The sequence below is a fragment of the Candidatus Woesearchaeota archaeon genome (genome assembly GCA_021735165.1).
In the GTDB taxonomy this organism is placed as follows: domain Archaea; phylum Nanobdellota; class Nanobdellia; order Woesearchaeales; family 21-14-0-10-32-9; genus JAIPET01.
Genome location: JAIPHP010000011.1, coordinates 21,372 through 43,876, shown reverse-complemented (window position 1 = coordinate 43,876; position 22,505 = coordinate 21,372). Strand labels below are relative to the sequence as shown.

Genomic DNA, 22,505 nt, shown 5'->3' with positions numbered 1-22,505 from the left:
CAACTAATGCAGGACCTGGGAATTTAGGGCCTCATATACAATTAGCCGATATAAGTTCAGGTTCAAATAATTATATAGACTTCAATAATGATGGTAATTTCCTAATGAGAATTAGAGGAGACGGCAACGTAGGCATCGGAACGACGGACCCGTCATACAAACTAGACGTCCAAGGAAACGTCAACGCCTACCAGTTGTTAATTAATGGCTCGGAGGTCGCGACAACAACTGGAGCAAACGTAACGTCAAGCGGGTCGGCTAATTACATTCCAAAATTCACGTCGGATTCAAATATAGGCGATTCAGTGATTTATCAGGACGGAAATAACGTAGGCATCGGGACAACGAGTCCAGGAAGTAAACTAAATGTCTATGATTCTTCAAGTGATGTGCAAATAAGAGTGGGGAAGAGTGATGGGACAATAAATCCTACTATTCGTTGGTCTGGAGATTTTGAAGGAGTAAACAATGAACATGCAGATATACAACTAGACGCAGAAAATAATGTGTTTAATATTTTTGCACCAAATAATGGGGCACCTGATATAAAAGCGATTTCAATAATAGAAAGTGGCAACGTAGGCATCGGGACGACGAGTCCGTCAGCGAAATTACACGTGAACGGCTCGGCGGTCATAAACGGGACGTTAATTGGACTTTCAAACGCGACGGAATTGACTGGGGCGGTAACGTTATCGCAACTTCAGGCGGTAAATGCGACTGCAAATATTGCTGAAACAGACCCTTATTGGACAGAAAATTCGACATTAGTTCCATATTTAGCGTCGGCAAACACTTTTACAAATAATAATATTTTCAACACTAATTTAACAGTTGACGGAACGACGTTTTTTGTCAATTCAAATACGAACAACGTCGGCATCGGCACGACGAGTCCGAATGCGAAACTTGAAGTGGCTGGAGGAATAAGAATGAATACGACTGCGAGTAAACCTACTTGTGATTCTAGTACTAGGGGCACGTTGTGGTTTGATCAGGAAGCTTCTGGAACAGAAGACATTATGTATGCTTGCATGAGAAATTCAGGTGGAACATATAATTGGGCAATGGTAGCAAGAGGTGGATAAATATGGAGGAAAATAGAATGAAGAATGAAAATAAAATGAAAGAAAAAAAAACAGTGAAAAAAGAGGAAAGAAAAAAAACAACGAAGAAACAAAACGCAGAAAAAAATAATGTTTTCAAATGGTTAACTTTAATATTTGCAGTTTTGTTTTTAGCAACAGTAATATATGTGTTAATAGGTAATTACCAACAAGCAAAAATTCAGCAGCAACAAGCAATATATATAAGTGGCGCACAGCAGGGTAGTGAAGATACAATAATGTATTTGTTTGAGCAAGGCAGTAATTGTAATCCAACTCCTATAATAGTTCAAAATACTACGATGACAATGCTTCCTTTGGAATGTGTGTTTTTACAAGCAACGACTTGTGAACCGTATCCTTTAACATTTGGAAATGTTACTGTTAATATGATTGCAGCGGAGTGTTTGCAGCAGACAAATTAAAAAAATGAAGTATGAAGAACAGCTAAAATTAAGTGTAATTTTAATATTCTTAGCGTTAGCATTATTTCCAAGTTCTAGCGCTGATATTAGTTGTAATGTTCAAACTACTGCTAGTTGTTCTGATGACATACTTCTAACTTTGCAATCAGATTCCGGAGGAATAAATAATAGTCATGTAAATCATGCAAATCAAACACAATACGCAAATGCAATTTGTTGTTCAAGCACAACTCAAACAATAGGTGCTGAGTGCAATGAAAAAGCAGATGCTATGTTATATTTAGAGTCCCTAACAAATAGTCATGTACAAGATCCTGAAAACAATTCTTTAAGTCCCAGATATTCTCATTCTACTTGTGTGAATAGTTTAGGAACTTCTTATTGTACTTTAGCAGAATCAAATTGTCCTGCTGATTATGAATGTACAGCAAGCATTGCAAGTTCAGAAGGAAATAATTATACTAATGCGCACATTGGTGATTGTAATGCGTATAATTTAAAAGTATGTTGTTTTTTAAACAGTGTTCCTACACATGATCAACCAACACTTTCAAGTACGGATTCAAATACCACAAATGATAATTTAACAGTGGTTTATCAGAATCAAAACGATGCGGATTCGGATACAATAACTTGGACTTATGATTGGAGAAAAACAGATACAAAAAGAGAATTATTAGTTATGAATTTTGACGAAAAAATAACTAGCACGACATTGGGCGCAATAAATGATTACTCGATTTATAACAATCATGGAACTCTTGGTGGGGGAAATTCACAGTATGTTCCTAATTGGACTACGAACGGAAAAATAGGGGGCGCGTATGATTTTGATGGTGCTGATGATTACATAAATATTTCTCACTCATCTTCACTAAATTTGCAATCCGCAGTATCGCTATCTGTGTGGGTATATCCAGAAACAGATCAAGTAAATTTTGCAGGAATAATTGCAAAAGACGAATCAGGAAGTTTTGGACATTATTCATTAGCATATTCTAGTGGAAATGAAATAGTCAGATTCGGATTCGAAAATGGAGGCACACAATACGAAGTTGATACGCAAACTAATATACCTATAGAAGAATGGTCATTTATAACTGGAACTTTTGATGACGCAACAAATACATTAAGGATATATGTGGATGGAGAACTAAAAGAAGAAAATGCTTCAATCACGGCATCTTTGGAACCTAACACTAATGATGTGTTGATTGGAAGCAGAAACGCAGGAAGCACATACGAATTCAATGGGCTGATAGACGAACCAAAAATATATAATTATGCATTAACTCAGGAACAAATAAATGCTAGTTACTATGCAGGATTGAGAAGATACAGAAATAATTATGACGGAGAAAGCTTAACTCTTTTACACATGAGTTTTGATAGAAATATTTCTAATGAAAGTACAGGATCTATAAAAGATTATTCTGTAACTGGAACTTTTGGAACTCTTGGAGATGGAGACTATGATAAAATGCCAGAATGGATAGAAAATGCAAAATATGGTGGTGGTTACAAGTTTGATGGTGTAAATGATTATATATCTGTACCTCAAAACATAATAGGAAGATTAAATGGTTCGCAAACATTCATATTGTGGTATAAACAACATCCTGATAATGTTACTAATTGGCAAACGGTTTTAGGAGGAAATAATTGGGCAGGAAATATAGATGTAGGTCATGCAATAGGGTTTTCAGTTACATCTAAAACAATTGGTTCTGATATATATTCAGGTGATCCTTATGGAACTCACAGAAGTTCGCTATCTTATAGTATGCCTTCAGATAATAATTGGCACTTTGTTGCAAGCGCATATAATGCCGAAACTAACACTCATTACTTAAGATTAGATAGTTCTTCGAAAACATCAAATCCAAATTTTTTGACTTATAATATTGACTGGTCAGGAACAGGTTTGGCAATAGGAAAAAAAGGAGGTTCAAACACTTATTGGTTTAACGGTTCATTAGATGAAGTGATGATTTTTGACAAGTACCTAAGCAATGAAGAAATACTTCAAATATATGCGGAAGGATATAACAAATTAGTTTCGCAAGAAACAACTTCAGGCGACAATTGGTCAGTTGCAGTAACTCCTAGTGATAAATATGATGAAGGAGTAACTTTAGTTTCCAATAGTTTATTAATAGAAAACACAGCTCCTCAAATGTTTTCTGTAAGAGTAGAACCAAGCACAAATGTGTTTACTAACAACACTTTGTTAGGTTTTTGCAATGCAACTGATGTTGATGAAGGTTCTATATTGCTTCATTATGTTTGGTACAGAAATGGAACTCAATATGCAACAGGAACTTCTTCTTTAGTAACGGAAGGAATTGAGCTAAACGTGGATAATATAACGAGCGGAGAAACGACAAAGCACGAAACATGGGTATTAGGTTGCAAAGCAGATGACGGAACCTTAAATAGTTCGTGGATGAACAGTTCAACAATAAATATATTAAATACTCCTCCAACAACTGTAAATTTAAGCAGGCCAACAAATAACGATTTGACATATACAAACAGAACTCCTTTTTATAACTGGACTCAATCATCAGATATAGATGGCGACGAATTAACATACGAGTTGCTAGTTGCAAGAAATGAATCATTCACGATAATAGTTGGAAATGAAACAGGGCTAACAAGCAATAATTATACCGAAATAAACGAACTAGATTTCGACACATATTACTGGAAAGTAAGATCTTATGATGGAGAAAATTACAGTGATTGGAGTGAAACTTGGAATTATACTTTAGTAAACAGTCTTATAATAACTATGACTAATAGTAACGTAGATTTTGGAACACTTGATGTTTCAAGCATAAGAAATACTTCTTTAGATTCACCTCTTCCATTTTCATTTAGAAACGATGGGAATGTAGAAGCAGATTTGAGAAACATAACAACTTCAGAAAGCTTATGGGAAACTGCTGATTTAGATACTGAGTATTGGCAAATAATGCCAAGAAGCACAGGAACATTTAATGAGTCTGGAAGCAAAGTTTACTGGAATAATATGTCTTTTGTAATAGACGACTTGATAAAGTTATTAGATTATCATCCAGAAAATAATACTGTAAATGCAGATATCCAAGTTAAAGTACCAACTTACGAATCACCAGGACAAAAACAAGCAACTCTAAATTTTACGTGGGGTGTATCTCAATGAAACGCGCCCTAATAATTACTTTGTTAATATTCATAATTTTCTCAAGTAATGCTTTAGCACTTGGTTTAGCACCTGCAACAAAAGAAATACTTGTAAAAGAGCAAAGCTACTCATTCCCAATAAAAATAATGAACAACCAAAACGAAGAGTTCATAGCTTTCATAAATGTAGAAGGAGAGCTATCCGAATACGTTTCATTAAGTGAAGAAACTATAATATTTACAAAAGACAAAGATTCTGAAATAATAAATGTGAATGTTGACTTGCCAAAAATAGAAACATTGCCACGAGGGAAAAATGTAGTAAACATTGTAATAATGCAAAAAATGCCGACAGGAAATCAACTGAGTGCAAATTTAGCAGTAAATTTCGACTTAATAATAACGGTTCCAAGCGAAGGACACTCTTTAGATATGAAATTTTACACAGCAAACTTCAAACAACACCAACAAAGTAACTTTTTAATAGAAGCTACAAATACAGGAACCGCAAATATAGTTAATTCAAAAGCAATAATAGAGATATATGATTTGGCAAATAACAAACTAGAAACTTTAACGTCTGAATCAAAAATGATAAGAAAAGGAGAAATGCATGCATATAATATGCCTTGGTCACCAGAACTAAATAATGGAGAATACAAAGCAACTGCAACCTTAATTTACGATGGACAATCAATGCAACAAACAAAAAGAATACATGTAGGAAGTCCATCCATAGACATAACAACAATAACGACTTATGATTTCTTATTAGGTGGTGTTGCGCACTTTGATTTGGTACTAAACAGTAACTGGGCAGAAAAAATAGAAAATGTATTTGCAGAAGTGGTCTTTATGAAACAAAACGAATTATTAGCAGCGACAAAAACACCTTCAGAAACACTAGAACCCTTAGGTAAAACAATTCTACCAGTATACTGGGACACAGAAAACCAAGCACCTGGCCTATATAAGATGATAATAAATCTTAATTATCTAGGAACGCAAAAATCACACACATATGATATTACCATGACAGAAGACGAATTAAATGTGTTGTTGCCTACAGGACAAGTATCAGGAAGCAAAAACAAAAAAGCGTCCTCATCTAGTAGTACAACGAGTTTATTAATAGTCTTGATACTGTTCCTAATAATTATGAATGCAATAATAATATACAAGTTCATGATAAAAAAGAAAAGAAAGTAATTACTAAAAAACAAACACAAAAAAAGAAAAATATATAAATGAAAACAGTCATGACTATTAATATTCAATAATATAGGAGGATAAAATGGGCAAAGAAAAGGATGTTTCGAAACAAACCGTAGTGGTCCTCGTATTCTTGGTTATTCTTGTATCGGTTCTGGGAACTTTCACAGTTTTGCAGGAAGCGAACAAAGTAGCACCATACGCAGAAATGCCACATTCGGAGACTACAGCGACTAGTAGTCGAGGCGTAGTAAAATTACACATAGGAGAACGAATACCGATAGAAGATTCAGTTAACGGAGAAGTTAGACTGAATATTGTAAATTAAAAATAAACCGTGGAGGAATAAAAAATGGATATATCAAATAGGGCATTAGCAATGTTTTTACTGGCTGCAATCGTAGTCTCACTAGGAGGAACAATAGTCAGTCTAAATAAATTAGATAGTGTGACAACAACAGGATACGCAACATCAGGATCAGGAGAAGTAAATCTGACAATAAATGAAACCTTAGCAATTGAAGTCGTAGATGGCTTAGTAGACTTCTTTGAATGTACAACAGGAGACACTGCAATTGTTATAACTTCTGATGCTAGTGGAGAAACAACAACTCACTGTTCTTTATTCACAGGTCCAGACAACATAACTGTAAGAAATAGCGGTAACACTGATGCGAATGTAACAATACAATTCAGCGATGTAGGAAATGGAACAACTTCATCAGGAGGATTCCTAGCAACAGAAAACGCTGAATCTGAAATAGCATACAAAATATCAAATGCAGGGGATGCTACTTACGGTGCTGGTTGTTCAGGAAACTCACAATCAACATTTGTGAATGCAACTCAAGCAGCAACCGAACTGCTTGCTTGTGAAAACTTAACAACAGGAGTGGATACTAGTATGTTTACAACGGATTTCCAAATAATAGTTCCAAGCAATGCACCACAAACAACACATTCAGTTACAGTAACGTATACTGCTACGGCTGCAGGGAACTAAAAATTTTTATTTTTTTATTTTCTTTTTATTTTTTTAACTAGAGGTGAAAACAGTGATTGTTAGATATTATTTTGGTATTATTTTTCTCTTACTTTTGATACCTAGCGTTTTATCTTTAGGAGTTACACCTCCAATAATAAGAGCATATTACGAACCATCTACAGGACTGAGTGGAGAATACTCTGTAAGTATAAGATCCTATTCTTCTCAAGAAACAAGTTTTGAAGTAATTATGAATGGAGAACTAGCGAAATATGTTATAATAGAAGATGAAAAAATAACTGTGCCTCCAAAAGGACTTACTGCAATAAACTTCTTAATAGACATACCTTCTTTTGCGGATTATGTGGGGCCTCACGAAGTACAAATAGGTGCAAGAGAATTTATTCCAGAAAACCAAGGATTGATAGCTGTAAGAACAGCAGTAAAATCAAGATTCATAGTTGACTTTCCATATCAAGGAGAATACTTAGAAATAAAAGGATTTTCTATTGAAAATGTAAATAAAAACCAAGACACAACAATGAACATAAACATTTTATCAAGAGGTCTAGATGTTACAAATTACGAGACAGAAGTTAAAATATTAGATAATAATTACGAAAAAATATATGAAAAAACATGGCCAAAAAAAAGAATAGGTCCAAAACAAACAGATGAAATACAAGAAACAATATCTACAAAAACATGGATTCCAGGAAAATACTATGCAAATCTTAAAGTAAAATACTCGGATATGATTAGAGAAAAAAACATTACCTTTAGAATAGGAGAAGAATCCATAATTTTACTAGACTATGACCCAAAGAATGTTACTGAGGGAGAACTCTTAAACCTAAGAATGGAATTTGAAAACTTATGGAAAGGAAGATTTGAAAATGTATATGCAGAAATAAACTTAGAAGGAGTAAATGCAAGATCTCCTAGCTTCACAATAGAAGAATTAGGAAAAATAAATATAACTCAATTCGTAGACACAAAAAATCTAGAAAATGGAACATATGATGGAGAAATAGAAATATTTTTCTTAAACAAATCAGAAAAACACCCTATAATTATAGAGGTATTAAATCCTTACATTCCTAAAAAAATAAATTATACCTTAGTACTACTAACAATTGCAATAATAATATTAATACTAGTAATTTTATTACTAACGCTAAAAACAACAAAAAAGAAACACAAACATAAACACAGAAAATGAACAAAACAAATAAAATATTACTTGGAGCATCGATAATTATAATTTTATGCTTACTACTTATAATAATTACGACGAGTTCACTTTCAAACAAAATACATTCCACAAACGAAATAAGAGCCAACATGATAATCGGAACTGACGTAGGAATAAATTTAGATTCTGACAAACTGTATTTTGGAACATTACTACCTAATGGTCGCGCAAAAAGAAACATGCACATAGCAAACGCACAAGATAAATACGTTTACATATCCTGGTCAGGCCAAAAAGACGGATGGCTAAAAACTTACGGAAACCCAATACAATCAAGTGTGAATGAATTCGACATAGAGATGCTTGCACAACCACAAAACAAATACTTCAAAGGAGAACACGAAGAAACAACATACATAACAATAACAAACAAAAAACTATCATTCTTAGAAGAACTATTTCTCAAAGGAACTCTAGTATCAACAAACACAATGCAAGAAGAAAAACCAAAAGTTGCAATAACAATAAACGATTCAATAAATACAACTCAAAATGACACAGATACTGAGTAAAAACACCCATTTAAAAGAAAAATTCCAAATTTAACAGCAACCTTTAAATATAAATAAGAGGATTTACCTGATATGAGAAAACTATTAATGTGGTTGGTAATAGCTCTATTCCTAACATCAATATTTCAAGCAACATTCTTAATATACACTACAAACAACATAGGATCTCCAAATTTTATAAAAGCAAAAGCAACAGGACAAGCACAACTAAATCTCTGCATAAATGCGCCTCCAATAATAGATACTTCTAATTGTTCTAATAACATAAATCAATCAACAACCATAGAAGATAACACTCAATATTGCCGTTTTTTAATAACAAATGATAATAATCAAACAAATGCAACTTGGGACTACGAACCAATAAATTATCCAGGAGTACTATTTGAAATAAATGACTCAGGTCACGTAACTATGTGGGGAAACCACACAGGCATAGGGACATATTCAACAGTAATACATTTTTTAGACACATCAGTTTGCACATCTTCAAATGTAACAAGAAACACAACTTATGAATTCACAATATGGCCGATAAATGACCCTCCCTACCTAATAACAAATATTCCCTCAATACAAATGCCTGCAGGAACAACATCATCCGTATTTTTCCTAAATAACTATTTTGGAGACTTAGAAGATACAACATTATCATATGAGGTTTCAGGAAATTCTGCTATAAGCATAAGTATAAACGAAAATACTTCAGAAGTATCCATTTTTAGTCCAAGCACCTTTTGTTCAACAGAAAATATATATTTTACAGCAATAGACTCCGGAAACCTAACAGCAGACTCAAACATTGTATCTGTAGAATCAATATGTGTACAAGAGTCAATTTCAACATCCAGTGGTGGTGGCGGTGGAAGCCGATGTATTCCTGAATGGCAATGCAGAGATTGGTCAAGATGCTTAATAAATGGAACAAGATACAGAGAATGTATAGATTTAAATGGTTGCGACGAGTATAACTTAAGAAGATTCTTCTGGGAAGAATGCGAATACGTGCCAACATGTTTTGACGGCATAAAAAATCAGAATGAAGAAGATGTAGACTGCGGTGGTCCTTGCCCAGCGTGCTTTGCAGAACCAACATGTTTTGACGGCATAAAAAACGGAGACGAAGAAGACATTGATTGCGGAGGTGCAACATGCAAAGCATGCCCAAAAATACCTGCAACTTGCTTTGATGGTATAAAAAATCAAAACGAAACGGGCATAGATTGTGGGGGAGAATGTGACCCTTGCAAAGAAATACAAATACCTTCTTCTATGGATGCACCAGATTCATCATTGGTAAGAATAGCTATGATTGTAGGTTTATCTTTAATATTTCTTGCAATGATATATTTAGTATTCAAAAAAGAAATAAATAATCTCATAGCAAAATTAGGTTGGCTATTTACAAGAAAACACAAAAAACAAATATTACTGGATGAAAAAGAAAAAACATCTTTACTTAAAGAATTAACAAACATAGAAAATAAATTGGCTCTTTCAAAAAAAGAGGAACTAAAAACAAACGAATCATTATCTTTAAACCTATTTAAAATAGCAAGAAAAGTATATTCAAAAGCACTAAATATGCAGCAAGAATTTGACAAAAAAGAATTAACAGAAAAACTAGAAAAAACAATACTTCTAAAAAATTTCGAAGAATCTCTAAAATCATACGCATATAAAATAATGTATTTAGAAACAAAATCCTTAAATCTGTCAAAAATACATTTTTCTTTATTAATAGAAGAATTAAGACTGATAATATTTGAAATAAGTAAAGTCAAATCTTCTGATTATACATTTAAAGCAAAAGAATTTCCTATAGAAGGATCTTCCTTAGAAATAATACTAAGATTATCTTTTGGCGCAATCATAGCACTACAATACGGAGAAATAGAAAAAGCAAAAAATAGGTATTTGAAGGCATGGAACCAATACGAATCATTAAAAACAAGCAAAAAAAGAATACTCTTTGCAGACTTGGAAAGACTATACAATCACATAAAATCAATAATTTCTTGGAACAAATAAAATATATTTACATTCGCATTTGCATATTTACAAGTATGAAACTAAAATATTCAAATTAAATCATCGGTTCTTATAAGCATATTTGTCAAAAAAAGTTCAATACAAATATTAGCAATAGCAAATCTAAAAAATAAGATGTTTGAGCGAACATCTAAAAAAATAAGTTTATGTCCTAAAAACCCCCAAAAAAAGAACTAACTCAAATAAGTTAACTAAGTAAGTTAAGCAAAATACGTAAACTTTATATACTAATTTAATAATTAAGATGGATATGCCAAATATCAACATACAAATACCTGAACAATTACACAAAAAACTAAAATACAAAGCACTAGAAAAAGACACAACTCTAAAAAATCTAATAATAGAATATTTAGGAAAATAAAAATGACAAACATAAACATACAAATAAAACCAGAACTTCACAAAAAGCTAAAATTTGAAGCACTAGAAAAAGACACAACTCTAAAAAACCTGATAATAGAAATCTTGGAGAAAAAAACAAAATGAAAACAAGAAACAAAACAACCACAATAATATATTTACTAGTGCTAATAATAATAACATACTCAACCCTGTCCCTAAACTTCACACAAAACCCTCAAATAAACTCAGGAACGGGAACTTCTTACACAACAGAAGACCTAATATGCAACTGGACATCATCGCCAGACACGACAAACACAATCATAAACTGGTACAACGGAACTCAACTGATATTAACAGAAAACCCAGCAACAAACCCAAGCACACTCAACTCCGCAAACACCACCAAAGGAGAAATCTGGCACTGCAACATAACAATACAAAACTCAACACACGAAACAAATCAATCAGCCTCAACAACAATAATAAACAGCCTGCCCCTAGTACCAACACTATATAATTCCACAAACCAAAACCAAGGAAGCACAATATTGGTATATGAAGACAACACATATGGCCTATTCATAAATTCAACAGACCCAGACAACGACCAAATAACCTACGCTCACGCTGGAACAATATGTGGAATAAGCACAACCTTTGACTACACAAACGGAAACTTTACTTGCACCCCAACTAACGATGACCTAACAAGCCCAGAAAGTCCATACAGCAAATTCATAAGCTTCTTTGCAGAAGACAACAGTCCAGGAGAAGGAGAATACTTAAGAGTAAATTTCACAGTAATACCTCAAAACGACCAAGCAAACTTTTCAACGCTGCCTTCCCCAATAATAACCATAAACGCAGACACAACTTGGGAATACACACTTATAGGAACAGACGAAGAAACAAACACACCATACAACTTCACACTAAGCTCGGACCTAAACAACGCATTTCCCAACTTAATAAACATACATAACACAAGCCAAACACAATCAAAAATAAACTTCTCAACACAAAACGGAGCACCAACAAACGCACACGTAGGAAACTGGACAATACAAATAAACATAACAGACAACTACGGATGGAACGCAACAGTGCCCCCTACAACATACACTTTTCAATTAATAATAAACAGAACAAACCACTACCCCGAAATAATCACTAACGCATCAATACAAAACGGAACACAAGGATTACTATACACAAACACATTATATGGAAACGATACAGACACAGAAAACAATCTAACATGGTCAATAACCCCTTTAACAAATGCAACACAACTATGCCAAAACAACTGGCCATGGACAATAGAAACAAAAAACAACTCAGCAATCAACTCAACAGCACTAATAAACATGACACTAAACAACACCCACATAGCATGCAGAACAGTAAATATAACCTTACAAGATGACGATTCAGGATCAACATCACAAATATACACTTTAAACCTAACGAATACAAACGACCCCCCCGAACTACATGAAGAAAGCGAATCAGGAAACATAACGCACCTAAACGTACACCTCTATTCAACAGTGCAATACAAAATAAACGCAACAGACATAGATTCATATACCTACGACGCAGAAAACACAGCAAATCTAACATATACTTCAAACGACACAACCTTCCTAACAATAAACAACGAAACAAACACAATAACGATAAATCCAACAAACGAATCATACGTAGGAAACTGGTCCTTTAACATAACTGTAACAGACAATGAATACAACTCATCAAGAATAATGAACATAACAGTAATAAACAACACAGCCCCAGAAATAACAATAAACCAAACAAACTATACATTCAACCAATCAGACACAATAGAAATATACTTTAACATACTAGAAAGAAATAACGAATCAATAAACATAACAATAGAAAGTCACACAGAATTCAACTCAACAATATATAATATTACAACAATAACAAACAACTACTCAAATTACATGAACAATCAGACATCATTAATAAACATGACTCAAACAACAAACAGATTAGCAAACGATCAAGTAGGGTTCCATAACATAACAATAAACACATACGACGAACTCAATTCATCAAGGCCAAATATAAGTACTGCAATAATAACTATGCAAATACTAAACGAAAACGATTACCCTATTTTTGACCAAAACAAAGACAACATATCAGATACATTAACAATGGGCACAATTGTAAAAAACATAATACACACAAAGAACATAAACGTAACGGACTACGACTTACTACTAAATTCAACATACGCAAACGAAACTCTGTCAATGACATACAACGAAACATCAGAAAACTTTGATCTAATAAACATAACAAAAACAGGACAAGACTCATTTGAATTAAAATTTAAAGCCAACACAACAGGAACGCAATGGTTAAATCTGATATTGACAGATTCAAATAATGCATCAACACAACAAAACATATCATTTACGGTACTAGATTCAAGTACGCCCCCAATAATTCACTATATAAAACCCTATTACAACGAAACGCTAAATGAAACACTAAATAACTTTACAAATGCAACAATATACCAAACAAAACATATGAATTTAACAATACCTGAAAATACGACTCTAATATATGATGCAATAATAGAAAATGATACAACAATACTTAATAACAACCTAACATATGCTTGGTACATCAACGGACAACTAAATAAAACAATAACAAACACGACGCAAAACACAAATACAAATCTAACAATAGAATACGATTTTTGGAGTTCTGGACTATACAATATTACGCTGATCGCGGAAGACATAAGATACTCCACAACAAATTTCACATGGCAAATAAATGTAACAAACATAAACAGACCACCGCAATACAACCACGATACACTAGAAGACTTATCTGTAAATTATTCTTCAGAATTCGTAAACTACATGAATTACAGAAATTTAACACAAAGATTCTACGATCCAGATGATGACATATTTCCACAAACACCAGATGGAAAAATACGTTCAGAAGACAATGAAACAAGCCAACTAACATACTCAGTGATGAATCCAGAACTATGTTCGCTAGCAACATTTTCATTCACACAAGACACTCTAAGAGTAACACCAACAGAAACAGGAAGTTGCGTGATAGTATTTAACGCTACAGATCCATACGGAGAATCTGTATTAAGCGATCAAGTAACAATGACAGTAATAGGCGCAACACCAGAGACAGGCACTAGTAGCGGAGCAAGTAGCGGAGGATCAAGAACAAATACTAGAGTAATAACAGTGCCTATAGAAGAAGAAGTAGAAACGCCAAAACCAATAAAAATAATAGCGCCTGCAAACGTAGATACATATGCAAACAAAACAATACACATACCTATAAAAATACTAAATACTTGGGAAGAAGAAATTAAAGGCGTTTATATAAATGCTTCAATGGCTCTACAAAATAACATAACGTACAAATTTGACAAAACATACTTTAACATAATAACTCCAGGGTCTCAAGTAGAAACAGACCTAAGCATAACAAACTATAGAACAGACGGACCATTTGAAATTACAATATATGCATCAGTACAAGAACCAAATTTTGTTGATTCCACAACAATACTAATAAACTCAATGGAACAAACAAATGAAGGAAAAGAAATAGAAGCAAAAGTAACATTTGCAAGAGACATGCTCTCAGAAAACCCTGAATGCAGAGAATTAACAGATCTTCTTGAAAGAGCAGACAGAGCATTAAAATCATTAGATTATGAGCAATCGCTAAATTTAGTTAACGGAGTGATAAATGGCTGTAAATTCTTAATAAATGAAGAAAAAATAATGAGGCGAGAAACTCCTAGTATTATAGATAAAAGCTTTGATTTCATAGGAACTAATGCTGAAAAACTAGTCATAGGATCAGGAGTTCTATTAATATTAACGATAGCATTCTATGTAGTTGCTGCATTTAGAAAAATAATAACGGAACAAAAGTAAAATTTTCTTTTCAATTTAAAATTAAAAAAATCATTTGACCTTTTCATATAATTTATTTACAGAATCAAAATACTTATCTTGCTCAGAAGCACTCAAACCATTATATTTTTCAAGAATTAATTTGTAAGACTCTAATAATTTTTTCTTATCTTTAAGCTTTTTAGCATCTTTTATCATAACAGATAAAGACTTATTATTGTTATTGTTGTTATTGTGAGAATTCTTAGCACTCTTTTTCTCTGACTTTTTAGTAGTAGCTTTACTAGTCCTTTTAACATTTTTCTTGTTTTTTATATTTTTACTCTTAACACTTAAATCCTTATCTTTTTTGTCTAATTCCTTATCTTTCTTGCTCAATTTTTTATTCTTCTTCGGAGTAGCAGTCCAATCGTCTTCTGGAATCTCATAATCTAAAACAGGATTCTTTTCTTTGTCTTTATCCAAAACTTTACGAACAACTCCCGTATTTAAAGTCGCATCATTTTCACGATTATCATAATCTTCATTAGTAGAAGGATCTTTATCTGCTTTTTTGTTATAAGAATTTATGTTTTCCTTTTTACTATCGTTATCTTTGAGAGAAAACTCTTTTTTAACTTTAACTTCAGAATCAGAAAAATAATTATCTTTAGTTCCTTCTAGTAAATTTTTTGAAGAATCTTTAACAGGTTTCTGTTTTTTTCCAAATAAAAACGCAAAAAAACTTTTAGAATTCTTTTTTTCATGAATAACTAAAGCATCAACGATGTGTTTCAATCTTTTCAAAAGCTCCTTAAGTTTATCCTGACCAAAAGGCTCTTCCTGATACTCAACCGCACGAATATCATCAATAAACAACAAAACATCTCGTTCAACAGAATCCTCTAAAAAAACTTTATTTAATTCTTCCTTTAACTCCAAACAAGTAAATTCATACCTAATTTCTAGCATCTCAGAAAAAAACTCCTTAAAAACAGAATAAACCTCGACATCAGTAATAAAATTCTTAGAAAGATAATAATCAATTTTCTTCTTAGTCAAATCAGCCAACATAAGCTTAGAAACTTTAGAGTTAGCCTTAACGTCTTCACCTCTTTCCCTTTCCATACAAATAATTCAACAAAGGCGATATTTAAACTTTTCCATAATAAAACAAAATAAATTGTTACCATTTGAAAATGGAACTATAATTTTTTAAACATCAACAGCCGATGAACAAATATGGTAGAATCACAAAAAATTTCTGAACAAAAATTAAAAGAAATAAAGAAAGAAATAGAACCATACCAAGAAAAACTTCAACTAATTAGAAAAGAAATATCAAAAATCTTTGTCGGCCAAGAAAAAATGGTTACCGCACTAATAGAAGCATTGCTCTCTGACGGACACGTACTCGTTGAAGGAATCCCTGGAGTTGGAAAAACACTCCTAATTAAAACACTAGCAAAAATATCAGGATGCAGTTTTTCAAGAATACAATTCACACCAGATTTATTACCTACAGATATATTAGGAATAACAACATACGAAGAAGGAAAAGGATTCTACACAGTAAAAGGACCTGTCTTTGCAAACTTTGTACTAGGAGATGAAATAAACAGAAGTCCTCCAAAAGTACAATCAGCACTTCTTGAAGCAATGCAGGAAAAACAAGTCACAATAGGAAAAGAAACATTCAAATTGCCAGACCCATTTTTTGTAATGGCCACACAAAACCCACTAGAACAAATAGGAACCTACAAACTTCCGGAAGCACAACTAGACAGATTCCTATACAAAATAGAAATGCTATACCCTGACAATGAAGAAGAAAGACAAATATTAAGAACAAATATGACTCTAAGAAAATTTGAAGACTTCGAACTAAACCCTCTAATGACTCCTGATGAAATATTAACTGCTCAAATGATAACAAAAAAAATACATACAGACAAAAAAATAGAAGAATACATAGTAAGACTAGTAGACTCTACAAGAAACCCAAAAAAATATAATATACAAAAAGGAAAATACATAGCATTTGGCGCTTCACCAAGAGCAAGCATAGCAATGTTTATAACAAGCAAAGCAAGAGCACTACTAGAAAATCAACCTCAAGTTACGCCGGACCACGTAAAAAAAATAGTCGCAAACGTCTTAAGACACAGAATTCTAATAAACTTCGAAGGACAAGCAGAAGACATAACTCCTGATGACATCATAGAAGAAATACTGCAAAAAGTAAGAATAGTATAAAAAAATGCCCATCAAAGAAATAAAATTAGACTTAGCCCCAGGACTAAAAAAACTAGAAGTAAATGCAAGAAGAGATGTACTATCAAGAACTTTAGAAGGGGAGTGGGCGACAGTATTCAAAGGACGAGGCATAGAATTTGCAGGATTTAGAAAATATGTTTATGGTGATGACGCATCACTTATAGATTGGAAAGCAAGCCTTAGAGCAAAAGAAACGCTAGTAAGAGAATTTGAAGACTACAAAAACTTTACAGTATTCTTTTTGTTTGATGTAAGCGATTCTATGCTTTTTACATCAACAGAAAAACTAAAATGTGAATACGCTGCAGAAATGATATACATATTAGCAGACGCAATAAACAAAGCAGGAGATGCAATAGGGCTTGCAATGTTTACAGATAAATTCATAAGTAGCGTATACCCCAATATAGGTGTGGAGGTACTAAAAAACATAGAAAGCAGTCTAATAAATCCAGAAAACTACGGAGGCAATCTAGACTTTGCAAAAGCAATGCTTATGACAAAAAATTTCGTTAATCAAAAAGCAGTAATCATAATAATATCTGATTTTCTCGGTTTTAAAAATGGATGGGATAGGTACATAAAAACAATGTCTGATAATTACGAAATGATAGGGCTTATGATAAAAGATCCAAGAGATAGAGAATTTCCAGAAACAGGAGGACAAGTACTACTAAAAAATCCTTATAATAATGAAAACATTTATGTAGACACAAAAAAATTTGCAAAACAATATAAGCAAAAAAACTTAGATCAAGAAAAATACGTATCAGACGTATTCAAAAAAAGCAAAGGAGATTTCCTACTATTAAAAACCAATGAAGATTATTTAGAGAAACTAACAACTTTTTTTAGAAGAAGAGGAAAAAGAGTAGAATAAAAATGTACTTACAATTTCAAAACCCTATATATTTATGGTTCTTAATAAGCATACCTTTATTCATTGTAACGCATTTTTGGTTTTTAAAATCAAGCAGAGCCAAAGCAATAAAATTTGCGAATTTTGAAGCATTAAAAAGAATATCAGGCCAAAAAATATTAACAAAAAATATGACTCATTTAGTTGTGAGAATACTAATAATGTTCGCACTTATAATGAGCGTAGCAGGTGCAACACTTTGGCATACAGGGCAAATAAATGAAGTTAATTTTGTAATCGCTATAGATTCAAGTGCAAGTATGACTTCGCAAGACATAAAACCCTCAAGATTCACAGCGTCAAAAGAATATGCGGAAATGTTCTTGGACGAACTAGACTCACAAGCAAATATAGGTTTAATAAGCTTTGCCGGAAGCACAGTAATAGAAATGCCCTTAACAGAAAAAAAATCAGATATAAAAGTAGCATTAAAAGGAATGCAAATCTCAGAAACAGGAGGTACAGATATACCTGGCGCAATAATAACTGCAACAAATCTATTTGCAACAGAATCTGATAAAGGAAAAACAGTAATACTTGTTTCTGACGGAGTAAATACTCTTGGAGCATTCATATCGGATTCAGTAAAACAAGCAATAAGATACGCAAAAGAAAATCAAGTGAAAATAAACACGATAGGACTGGGGACAAACACAGGGCCAATAGGGTATTTGCCAGAATATTACAATATAAGTAGCAATTATGATGCAGATATACTAAGAACCATAGCACAGGATACCGATGGATCTTATATTTATGTTACTAATACAGATGAACTAAAACAAGCATACGAAGAATATACAAAAAACACAAAAGAAGGATACATAAAAATAGACTTGTCATTTCTTGGACTATTAATAGCATTAGGACTATTATTTTTTGAATGGGGAATTGCAAATACTATATATAGAAGAGTGGTGTGAATTCTCAGTAAATATTTCCTGTATTTTGATATATTTATTGCGCGCCAGCGGAAGGGGTTTAATACAAATAAATGCTTCGCATTTATTGTACACAAAAGCTTTGCTTTTGTCGTACCCCGACCTGGACAAAAATCTTTGTTTCTGTGCATTTAGGTCGATAGCACGCAATCTGAACGCGTATAAACCTTTAGTTTATAGCGCACAGAAACACTATTGTGTTTCTCGCGAATCGCGATAAGCGACTGAGTCGTAATACTCCGTCCTGCTCAAAAATCTTTGATTTTTGGCATGCGAATAAAAACTTTGTTTTTATTGCACACAAAAATGTTCGTTCATTTTTGTTGTGCCAGAGACTTTGTTTCTGTGCATTTAGGGCGGAGATACACGAAGAAATCATTTTTGATTTCTGTGTGCAAGAAACTTTTAGTTTCTTAGCAGACTCGGAGCAGCGATTTTCATTATATTTTAGAGAGTTTTATTTTTCTATTAGTAAAAGACAAATATTTTGTGTGTTTCTTGACTTTTGCAATTAGTTAGCAAAAAACAACATAATTGCTTATGTCGCCAACTAAATTTTGGAAAACAATTTAAATACCAACCATTTTAAGTTCTGTATGTATTGGTTAATTCAATTATTTCAAAGCTATTATTTCGTATCATTTTTTATTGCATGGATACTAAGTTGTATAATAAAATCATTCACAAGAAGTCATCAAAAAGGAGGAAAATACAATTTCAGGTATGGATTTCAAAATGGCGGCATGCCTTCTTCACATAGCGCTTCAGTAACTAGTATAGTTGTAGCAATAGGATACGTTGATATGACTGCTTCGGGAGTTCTAAGTAGGTCTTTTTACGTCGCACTAGTATTGGCGTTAATAGTTGTTAGCGATGCTTTCGGTGTAAGAAAAAACATAGGTCAACAAGGGGATATGTTGAATCAACTTCTTAAAAAATATAGGAAAGATCCTATAAAAGTTGTATATGGCCACACATTTTTACAAGTTATTGCAGGAATGATATTGGGTGTGCTTGTTTCGTCTTTAATGTATTATGTTTTTTTCTGAATACTTTTTTAGTATATTTTTCTATATATTCTAAATGATTAATTTTCTATATGGTAATTAAATATTCTGATGTTCATACTAATACACGCCCTTTTTTTAGGGGTGTGTCCCAAGTCTTTCTTTTTCGTATTGCGGAGTATTGTTAGCTGCTTTGCAGTCTAAGTTTTTTACCGAGAAACACAGATCTTTAACGTGTTCCACGTTGTGTTTCTCTCAATTGAGCTCCAAGGCAATATAGATATTTGGGACACACCCCTTTTTTAGAGAAACTTATTTAAATGAACATTTTTTTCGAAGATTATCAAATAAAATCTATGCCCCTGTAGCATAGCGGCTATTGCGGCAGACTTGTAATCTGCAGGTCGGGAGTTCAATTCTCCCCAGGGGCTTTAATTTTCTAAAATATAGCTTAAAAAATCATAGAACAAATACTCTAGATCAATACCCAATATAATTTTTAATCATATCTCTTAGATTCACGCGTTTAGTTTTATCAACAACATCCTTTAAAACATTAAACTCAAAATTACCATTCCTAGGAGATATTTCAAAAACGCCCTGCTCCTTATACTTTTGCATAACATCATAATTACGAACTAATTTATTAGCTCTAGATAACGTATACCACTTATCATAAACTTTATCTTTTAATCTTTTTTCAACTTCCGTTTTTTTAAAATTTACAGACTTAAAAGCATTAAAAGCATCATCAACCATGCCTAGGCCGCCCATCCAACTAATATACGTATAAAACAAAGTTGTTTCTTCTAAAGATCTGCCTGATAATTTACTATCTTGCTTAACATAATTCCAAAAACCCGCTTTATTTTCAAATACTTCATAAAGATATTCTGCAGCCAATATGGATTGTAATTTTTCATCAAACAAAACATAATATTCATTAATAACATCAGTTAAAGTAGAATCTTGAACAATGTTTTTAGTTAACTCATCAATTTGCGTTTTTATTTCGCCAGATTTCTGTAAATAATTTTCTTCATTTTTTAATATGATGTCTTTTATTTTTTTATTAGTCAATTCCAACTGGCTTTTAGCACTGCTAATTTCATTTTTTATATCTGAAAAATTCTGAGCGCTATGCTCCAAATTATACTCTACATTCTCAACTTTTGTTTTTAAATCCTCTTTTTGCTTTAACAAACTTACAAAATAAGCATATTCATTTTTAGAGAAAATGCTGTACTTATCGCTTAAACCACGATCTAAAATAGACGCTCTATTGTCTTCAGGAATTATTTCTGACATCAAGTCAGTATTCCTGTTTCTTACAATTGTCAAAGTCCTTATATCTAAATCTATCTTATTTAATTTTTTTATTTTATCCAAATTTTTTTCTATTCTATTAGCAAATGATTTTAAAGAAATATCTCCATAATTCTTATCCTCATATATGCTTTTTTTTATTAAATTCTGATAATGCGTGCCATTACTTTGATTTAATAATCTTAAAATTATATTTTCATACTCAGTTCCTCTACTAGAAAATTTTGCAACAAGATTTAACGCGGGCCTTGGTTGAAATTGACCTATACCCGTATCTAAATTATTTGCTCTTCCAATAGCAGTTTCATCAGATTTAGTCTCAGTTTCCCACAACGCCATTATTATATAATTGTCTAGCTCTTCAGGTTTAAATATTCCTGTAGGCATTAAAGATAAAACATAATTTTTCCTTATTTTAGTTATGTCTCTCATATCTTTTATTGGCAAATTAGAACCGCTTCTTTTCATCAATAATGATTTTTGAGAAGGACTGCTAATCTCAAATAATTCATATTCCTTTGAAGAAAAATTTTCTAATATTTTACTGATTGCTTCAGATGTTTTTTCAAACCTTGCTTCTTGATATGTTTTATTTAATCTAGAAGAATCCATAACAGCACTTCTTAACATAGTGTTTAACGTAGAATTAACACCATCATCAAGTTTTGTTGCTAATTCATTCAAATCTTGCTGATCGAGAAGAGATCTCAAATTCAAATTAAATTTTTTTTGCTTAATCAAAAAAGTATCTAAATAATTTTGATCTACAAAAGTTTCAAATAAGAAATTACTTCTTTCAGGTCCGCTTATGCTCAAACCCATCCTTTTAAATGCTTTAACATTTGTAGAATCAATCAAACTCTCTATCGTTTCTAAATCAGAAATATTAGAATTTCTCGTAAAAAAAGCATAGGTTGCTAGTATTGCCAAAAAAACTCTGGCGCCTGTCTTGAAATTTTGCTTATTCTTCAATCTCTTAATTTCATTTTCTACAGATTCTCTTGTCTGCTCTTCCAGCAATGATTCCTTAAGAGGCATTTTCAATC

16 protein-coding genes and 1 tRNA gene are annotated in these 22,505 nt (G+C 32.5%); 15 read left to right on the top strand and 2 right to left on the bottom strand.

The window, feature by feature from the left end; translation table 11 throughout:
* The 10 genes from K9L97_03690 to K9L97_03645 form a co-directional block, all read left to right on the top strand.
* On the top strand, positions 1-1,088 hold a 1,088-nt coding region (locus K9L97_03690; GenBank protein ID MCF7872111.1), incomplete at its 5' end, for a hypothetical protein.
* Between the two features lie 35 nt (positions 1,089-1,123).
* On the top strand, positions 1,124-1,531 hold the full coding sequence (locus K9L97_03685) for a hypothetical protein (protein MCF7872110.1): 408 nt from the start codon (positions 1,124-1,126) through the stop codon (positions 1,529-1,531).
* Positions 1,532-1,535: 4 nt separating this feature from the next.
* Complete coding sequence (locus K9L97_03680) at positions 1,536-4,718, top strand: LamG domain-containing protein (protein MCF7872109.1); 3,183 nt, start codon at positions 1,536-1,538, stop codon at positions 4,716-4,718.
* The gene (locus K9L97_03675; protein ID MCF7872108.1) at positions 4,715-5,908 is read left to right on the top strand and encodes a hypothetical protein; all 1,194 of its coding nucleotides are present in this window, start codon (positions 4,715-4,717) and stop codon (positions 5,906-5,908) included. Before K9L97_03680 ends, K9L97_03675 begins: the two co-directional genes overlap by 4 nt.
* 175 nt (positions 5,909-6,083) lie before the next feature.
* Positions 6,084-6,239, top strand: coding sequence for a hypothetical protein (locus K9L97_03670; protein ID MCF7872107.1), 156 nt, complete (start codon positions 6,084-6,086; stop codon positions 6,237-6,239).
* A gap of 24 nt (positions 6,240-6,263) precedes the next feature.
* A complete protein-coding gene (locus K9L97_03665; GenBank protein MCF7872106.1) occupies positions 6,264-6,914 on the top strand; it encodes a hypothetical protein in 651 nt (216 codons plus the stop codon).
* Positions 6,915-6,966: 52 nt separating this feature from the next.
* Complete coding sequence (locus K9L97_03660) at positions 6,967-8,118, top strand: hypothetical protein (protein MCF7872105.1); 1,152 nt, start codon at positions 6,967-6,969, stop codon at positions 8,116-8,118.
* Positions 8,115-8,663, top strand: a complete 549-nt coding sequence (locus K9L97_03655) for a hypothetical protein (GenBank protein MCF7872104.1) — start codon at positions 8,115-8,117, stop codon at positions 8,661-8,663. Before K9L97_03660 ends, K9L97_03655 begins: the two co-directional genes overlap by 4 nt.
* A gap of 72 nt (positions 8,664-8,735) precedes the next feature.
* The gene (locus tag K9L97_03650; GenBank protein MCF7872103.1) at positions 8,736-10,694 is read left to right on the top strand and encodes a hypothetical protein; all 1,959 of its coding nucleotides are present in this window, start codon (positions 8,736-8,738) and stop codon (positions 10,692-10,694) included.
* A gap of 506 nt (positions 10,695-11,200) precedes the next feature.
* Positions 11,201-15,031 carry a hypothetical protein gene (locus tag K9L97_03645; GenBank protein MCF7872102.1) on the top strand — a complete coding sequence of 1,277 codons (3,831 nt, stop codon included), beginning with the start codon at positions 11,201-11,203 and terminating at the stop codon, positions 15,029-15,031.
* A gap of 30 nt (positions 15,032-15,061) precedes the next feature.
* Here K9L97_03645 and K9L97_03640 read toward each other — a convergent pair whose 3' ends face one another.
* A complete protein-coding gene (locus tag K9L97_03640; GenBank protein MCF7872101.1) occupies positions 15,062-16,117 on the bottom strand; it encodes a hypothetical protein in 1,056 nt (351 codons plus the stop codon).
* A 114-nt stretch (positions 16,118-16,231) separates the two neighbouring features.
* Here K9L97_03640 and K9L97_03635 point away from each other — a divergent pair, with 114 nt between their 5' ends.
* The 5 genes from K9L97_03635 to K9L97_03615 all read left to right on the top strand — a co-directional run bounded on the left by K9L97_03635 (position 16,232) and on the right by K9L97_03615 (position 20,564).
* Entirely contained in the window at positions 16,232-17,245 is a 1,014-nt protein-coding gene (locus K9L97_03635; protein ID MCF7872100.1) for a MoxR family ATPase, read from the top strand.
* Positions 17,246-17,249: 4 nt separating this feature from the next.
* Positions 17,250-18,146 carry a DUF58 domain-containing protein gene (locus tag K9L97_03630; GenBank protein ID MCF7872099.1) on the top strand — a complete coding sequence of 299 codons (897 nt, stop codon included), beginning with the start codon at positions 17,250-17,252 and terminating at the stop codon, positions 18,144-18,146.
* A gap of 2 nt (positions 18,147-18,148) precedes the next feature.
* Positions 18,149-19,108: a VWA domain-containing protein gene (locus tag K9L97_03625; protein MCF7872098.1), complete on the top strand. Its 960-nt coding sequence runs from the start codon at positions 18,149-18,151 to the stop codon at positions 19,106-19,108.
* A 614-nt stretch (positions 19,109-19,722) separates the two neighbouring features.
* The gene (locus K9L97_03620; protein ID MCF7872097.1) at positions 19,723-20,175 is read left to right on the top strand and encodes a divergent PAP2 family protein; all 453 of its coding nucleotides are present in this window, start codon (positions 19,723-19,725) and stop codon (positions 20,173-20,175) included.
* 316 nt (positions 20,176-20,491) lie between these two features.
* Positions 20,492-20,564 (top strand) — tRNA-Thr (locus K9L97_03615).
* A gap of 49 nt (positions 20,565-20,613) precedes the next feature.
* On the opposite strand, the gene K9L97_03610 is transcribed toward K9L97_03615, so the two are convergent.
* Entirely contained in the window at positions 20,614-22,497 is a 1,884-nt protein-coding gene (locus K9L97_03610) for a hypothetical protein (GenBank protein MCF7872096.1), read from the bottom strand.
* Positions 22,498-22,505 lie beyond the last annotated feature (8 nt).

Excerpts from the sequence above, each read along its gene's own strand:
- K9L97_03685 (MCF7872110.1), top strand. The coding sequence starts at position 1,124 with ATGAAAGAAAAAAAAACAGTGAAAAAAGAGGAAAGAAAAAAAACAACG.
- K9L97_03680 (MCF7872109.1), top strand. The coding sequence starts at position 1,536 with ATGAAGTATGAAGAACAGCTAAAATTAAGTGTAATTTTAATATTCTTA.
- K9L97_03675 (MCF7872108.1), top strand. The coding sequence starts at position 4,715 with ATGAAACGCGCCCTAATAATTACTTTGTTAATATTCATAATTTTCTCA.
- K9L97_03665 (MCF7872106.1), top strand. The coding sequence starts at position 6,264 with ATGGATATATCAAATAGGGCATTAGCAATGTTTTTACTGGCTGCAATC.
- K9L97_03655 (MCF7872104.1), top strand. The coding sequence starts at position 8,115 with ATGAACAAAACAAATAAAATATTACTTGGAGCATCGATAATTATAATT.
- K9L97_03650 (MCF7872103.1), top strand. The coding sequence starts at position 8,736 with ATGAGAAAACTATTAATGTGGTTGGTAATAGCTCTATTCCTAACATCA.
- K9L97_03645 (MCF7872102.1), top strand. The coding sequence starts at position 11,201 with ATGAAAACAAGAAACAAAACAACCACAATAATATATTTACTAGTGCTA.
- K9L97_03640 (MCF7872101.1), bottom strand. The coding sequence starts at position 16,117 with ATGGAAAGGGAAAGAGGTGAAGACGTTAAGGCTAACTCTAAAGTTTCT.
- K9L97_03635 (MCF7872100.1), top strand. The coding sequence starts at position 16,232 with ATGGTAGAATCACAAAAAATTTCTGAACAAAAATTAAAAGAAATAAAG.
- K9L97_03630 (MCF7872099.1), top strand. The coding sequence starts at position 17,250 with ATGCCCATCAAAGAAATAAAATTAGACTTAGCCCCAGGACTAAAAAAA.
- K9L97_03625 (MCF7872098.1), top strand. The coding sequence starts at position 18,149 with ATGTACTTACAATTTCAAAACCCTATATATTTATGGTTCTTAATAAGC.
- K9L97_03620 (MCF7872097.1), top strand. The coding sequence starts at position 19,723 with ATGTATTGGTTAATTCAATTATTTCAAAGCTATTATTTCGTATCATTT.
- K9L97_03610 (MCF7872096.1), bottom strand. The coding sequence starts at position 22,497 with ATGCCTCTTAAGGAATCATTGCTGGAAGAGCAGACAAGAGAATCTGTA.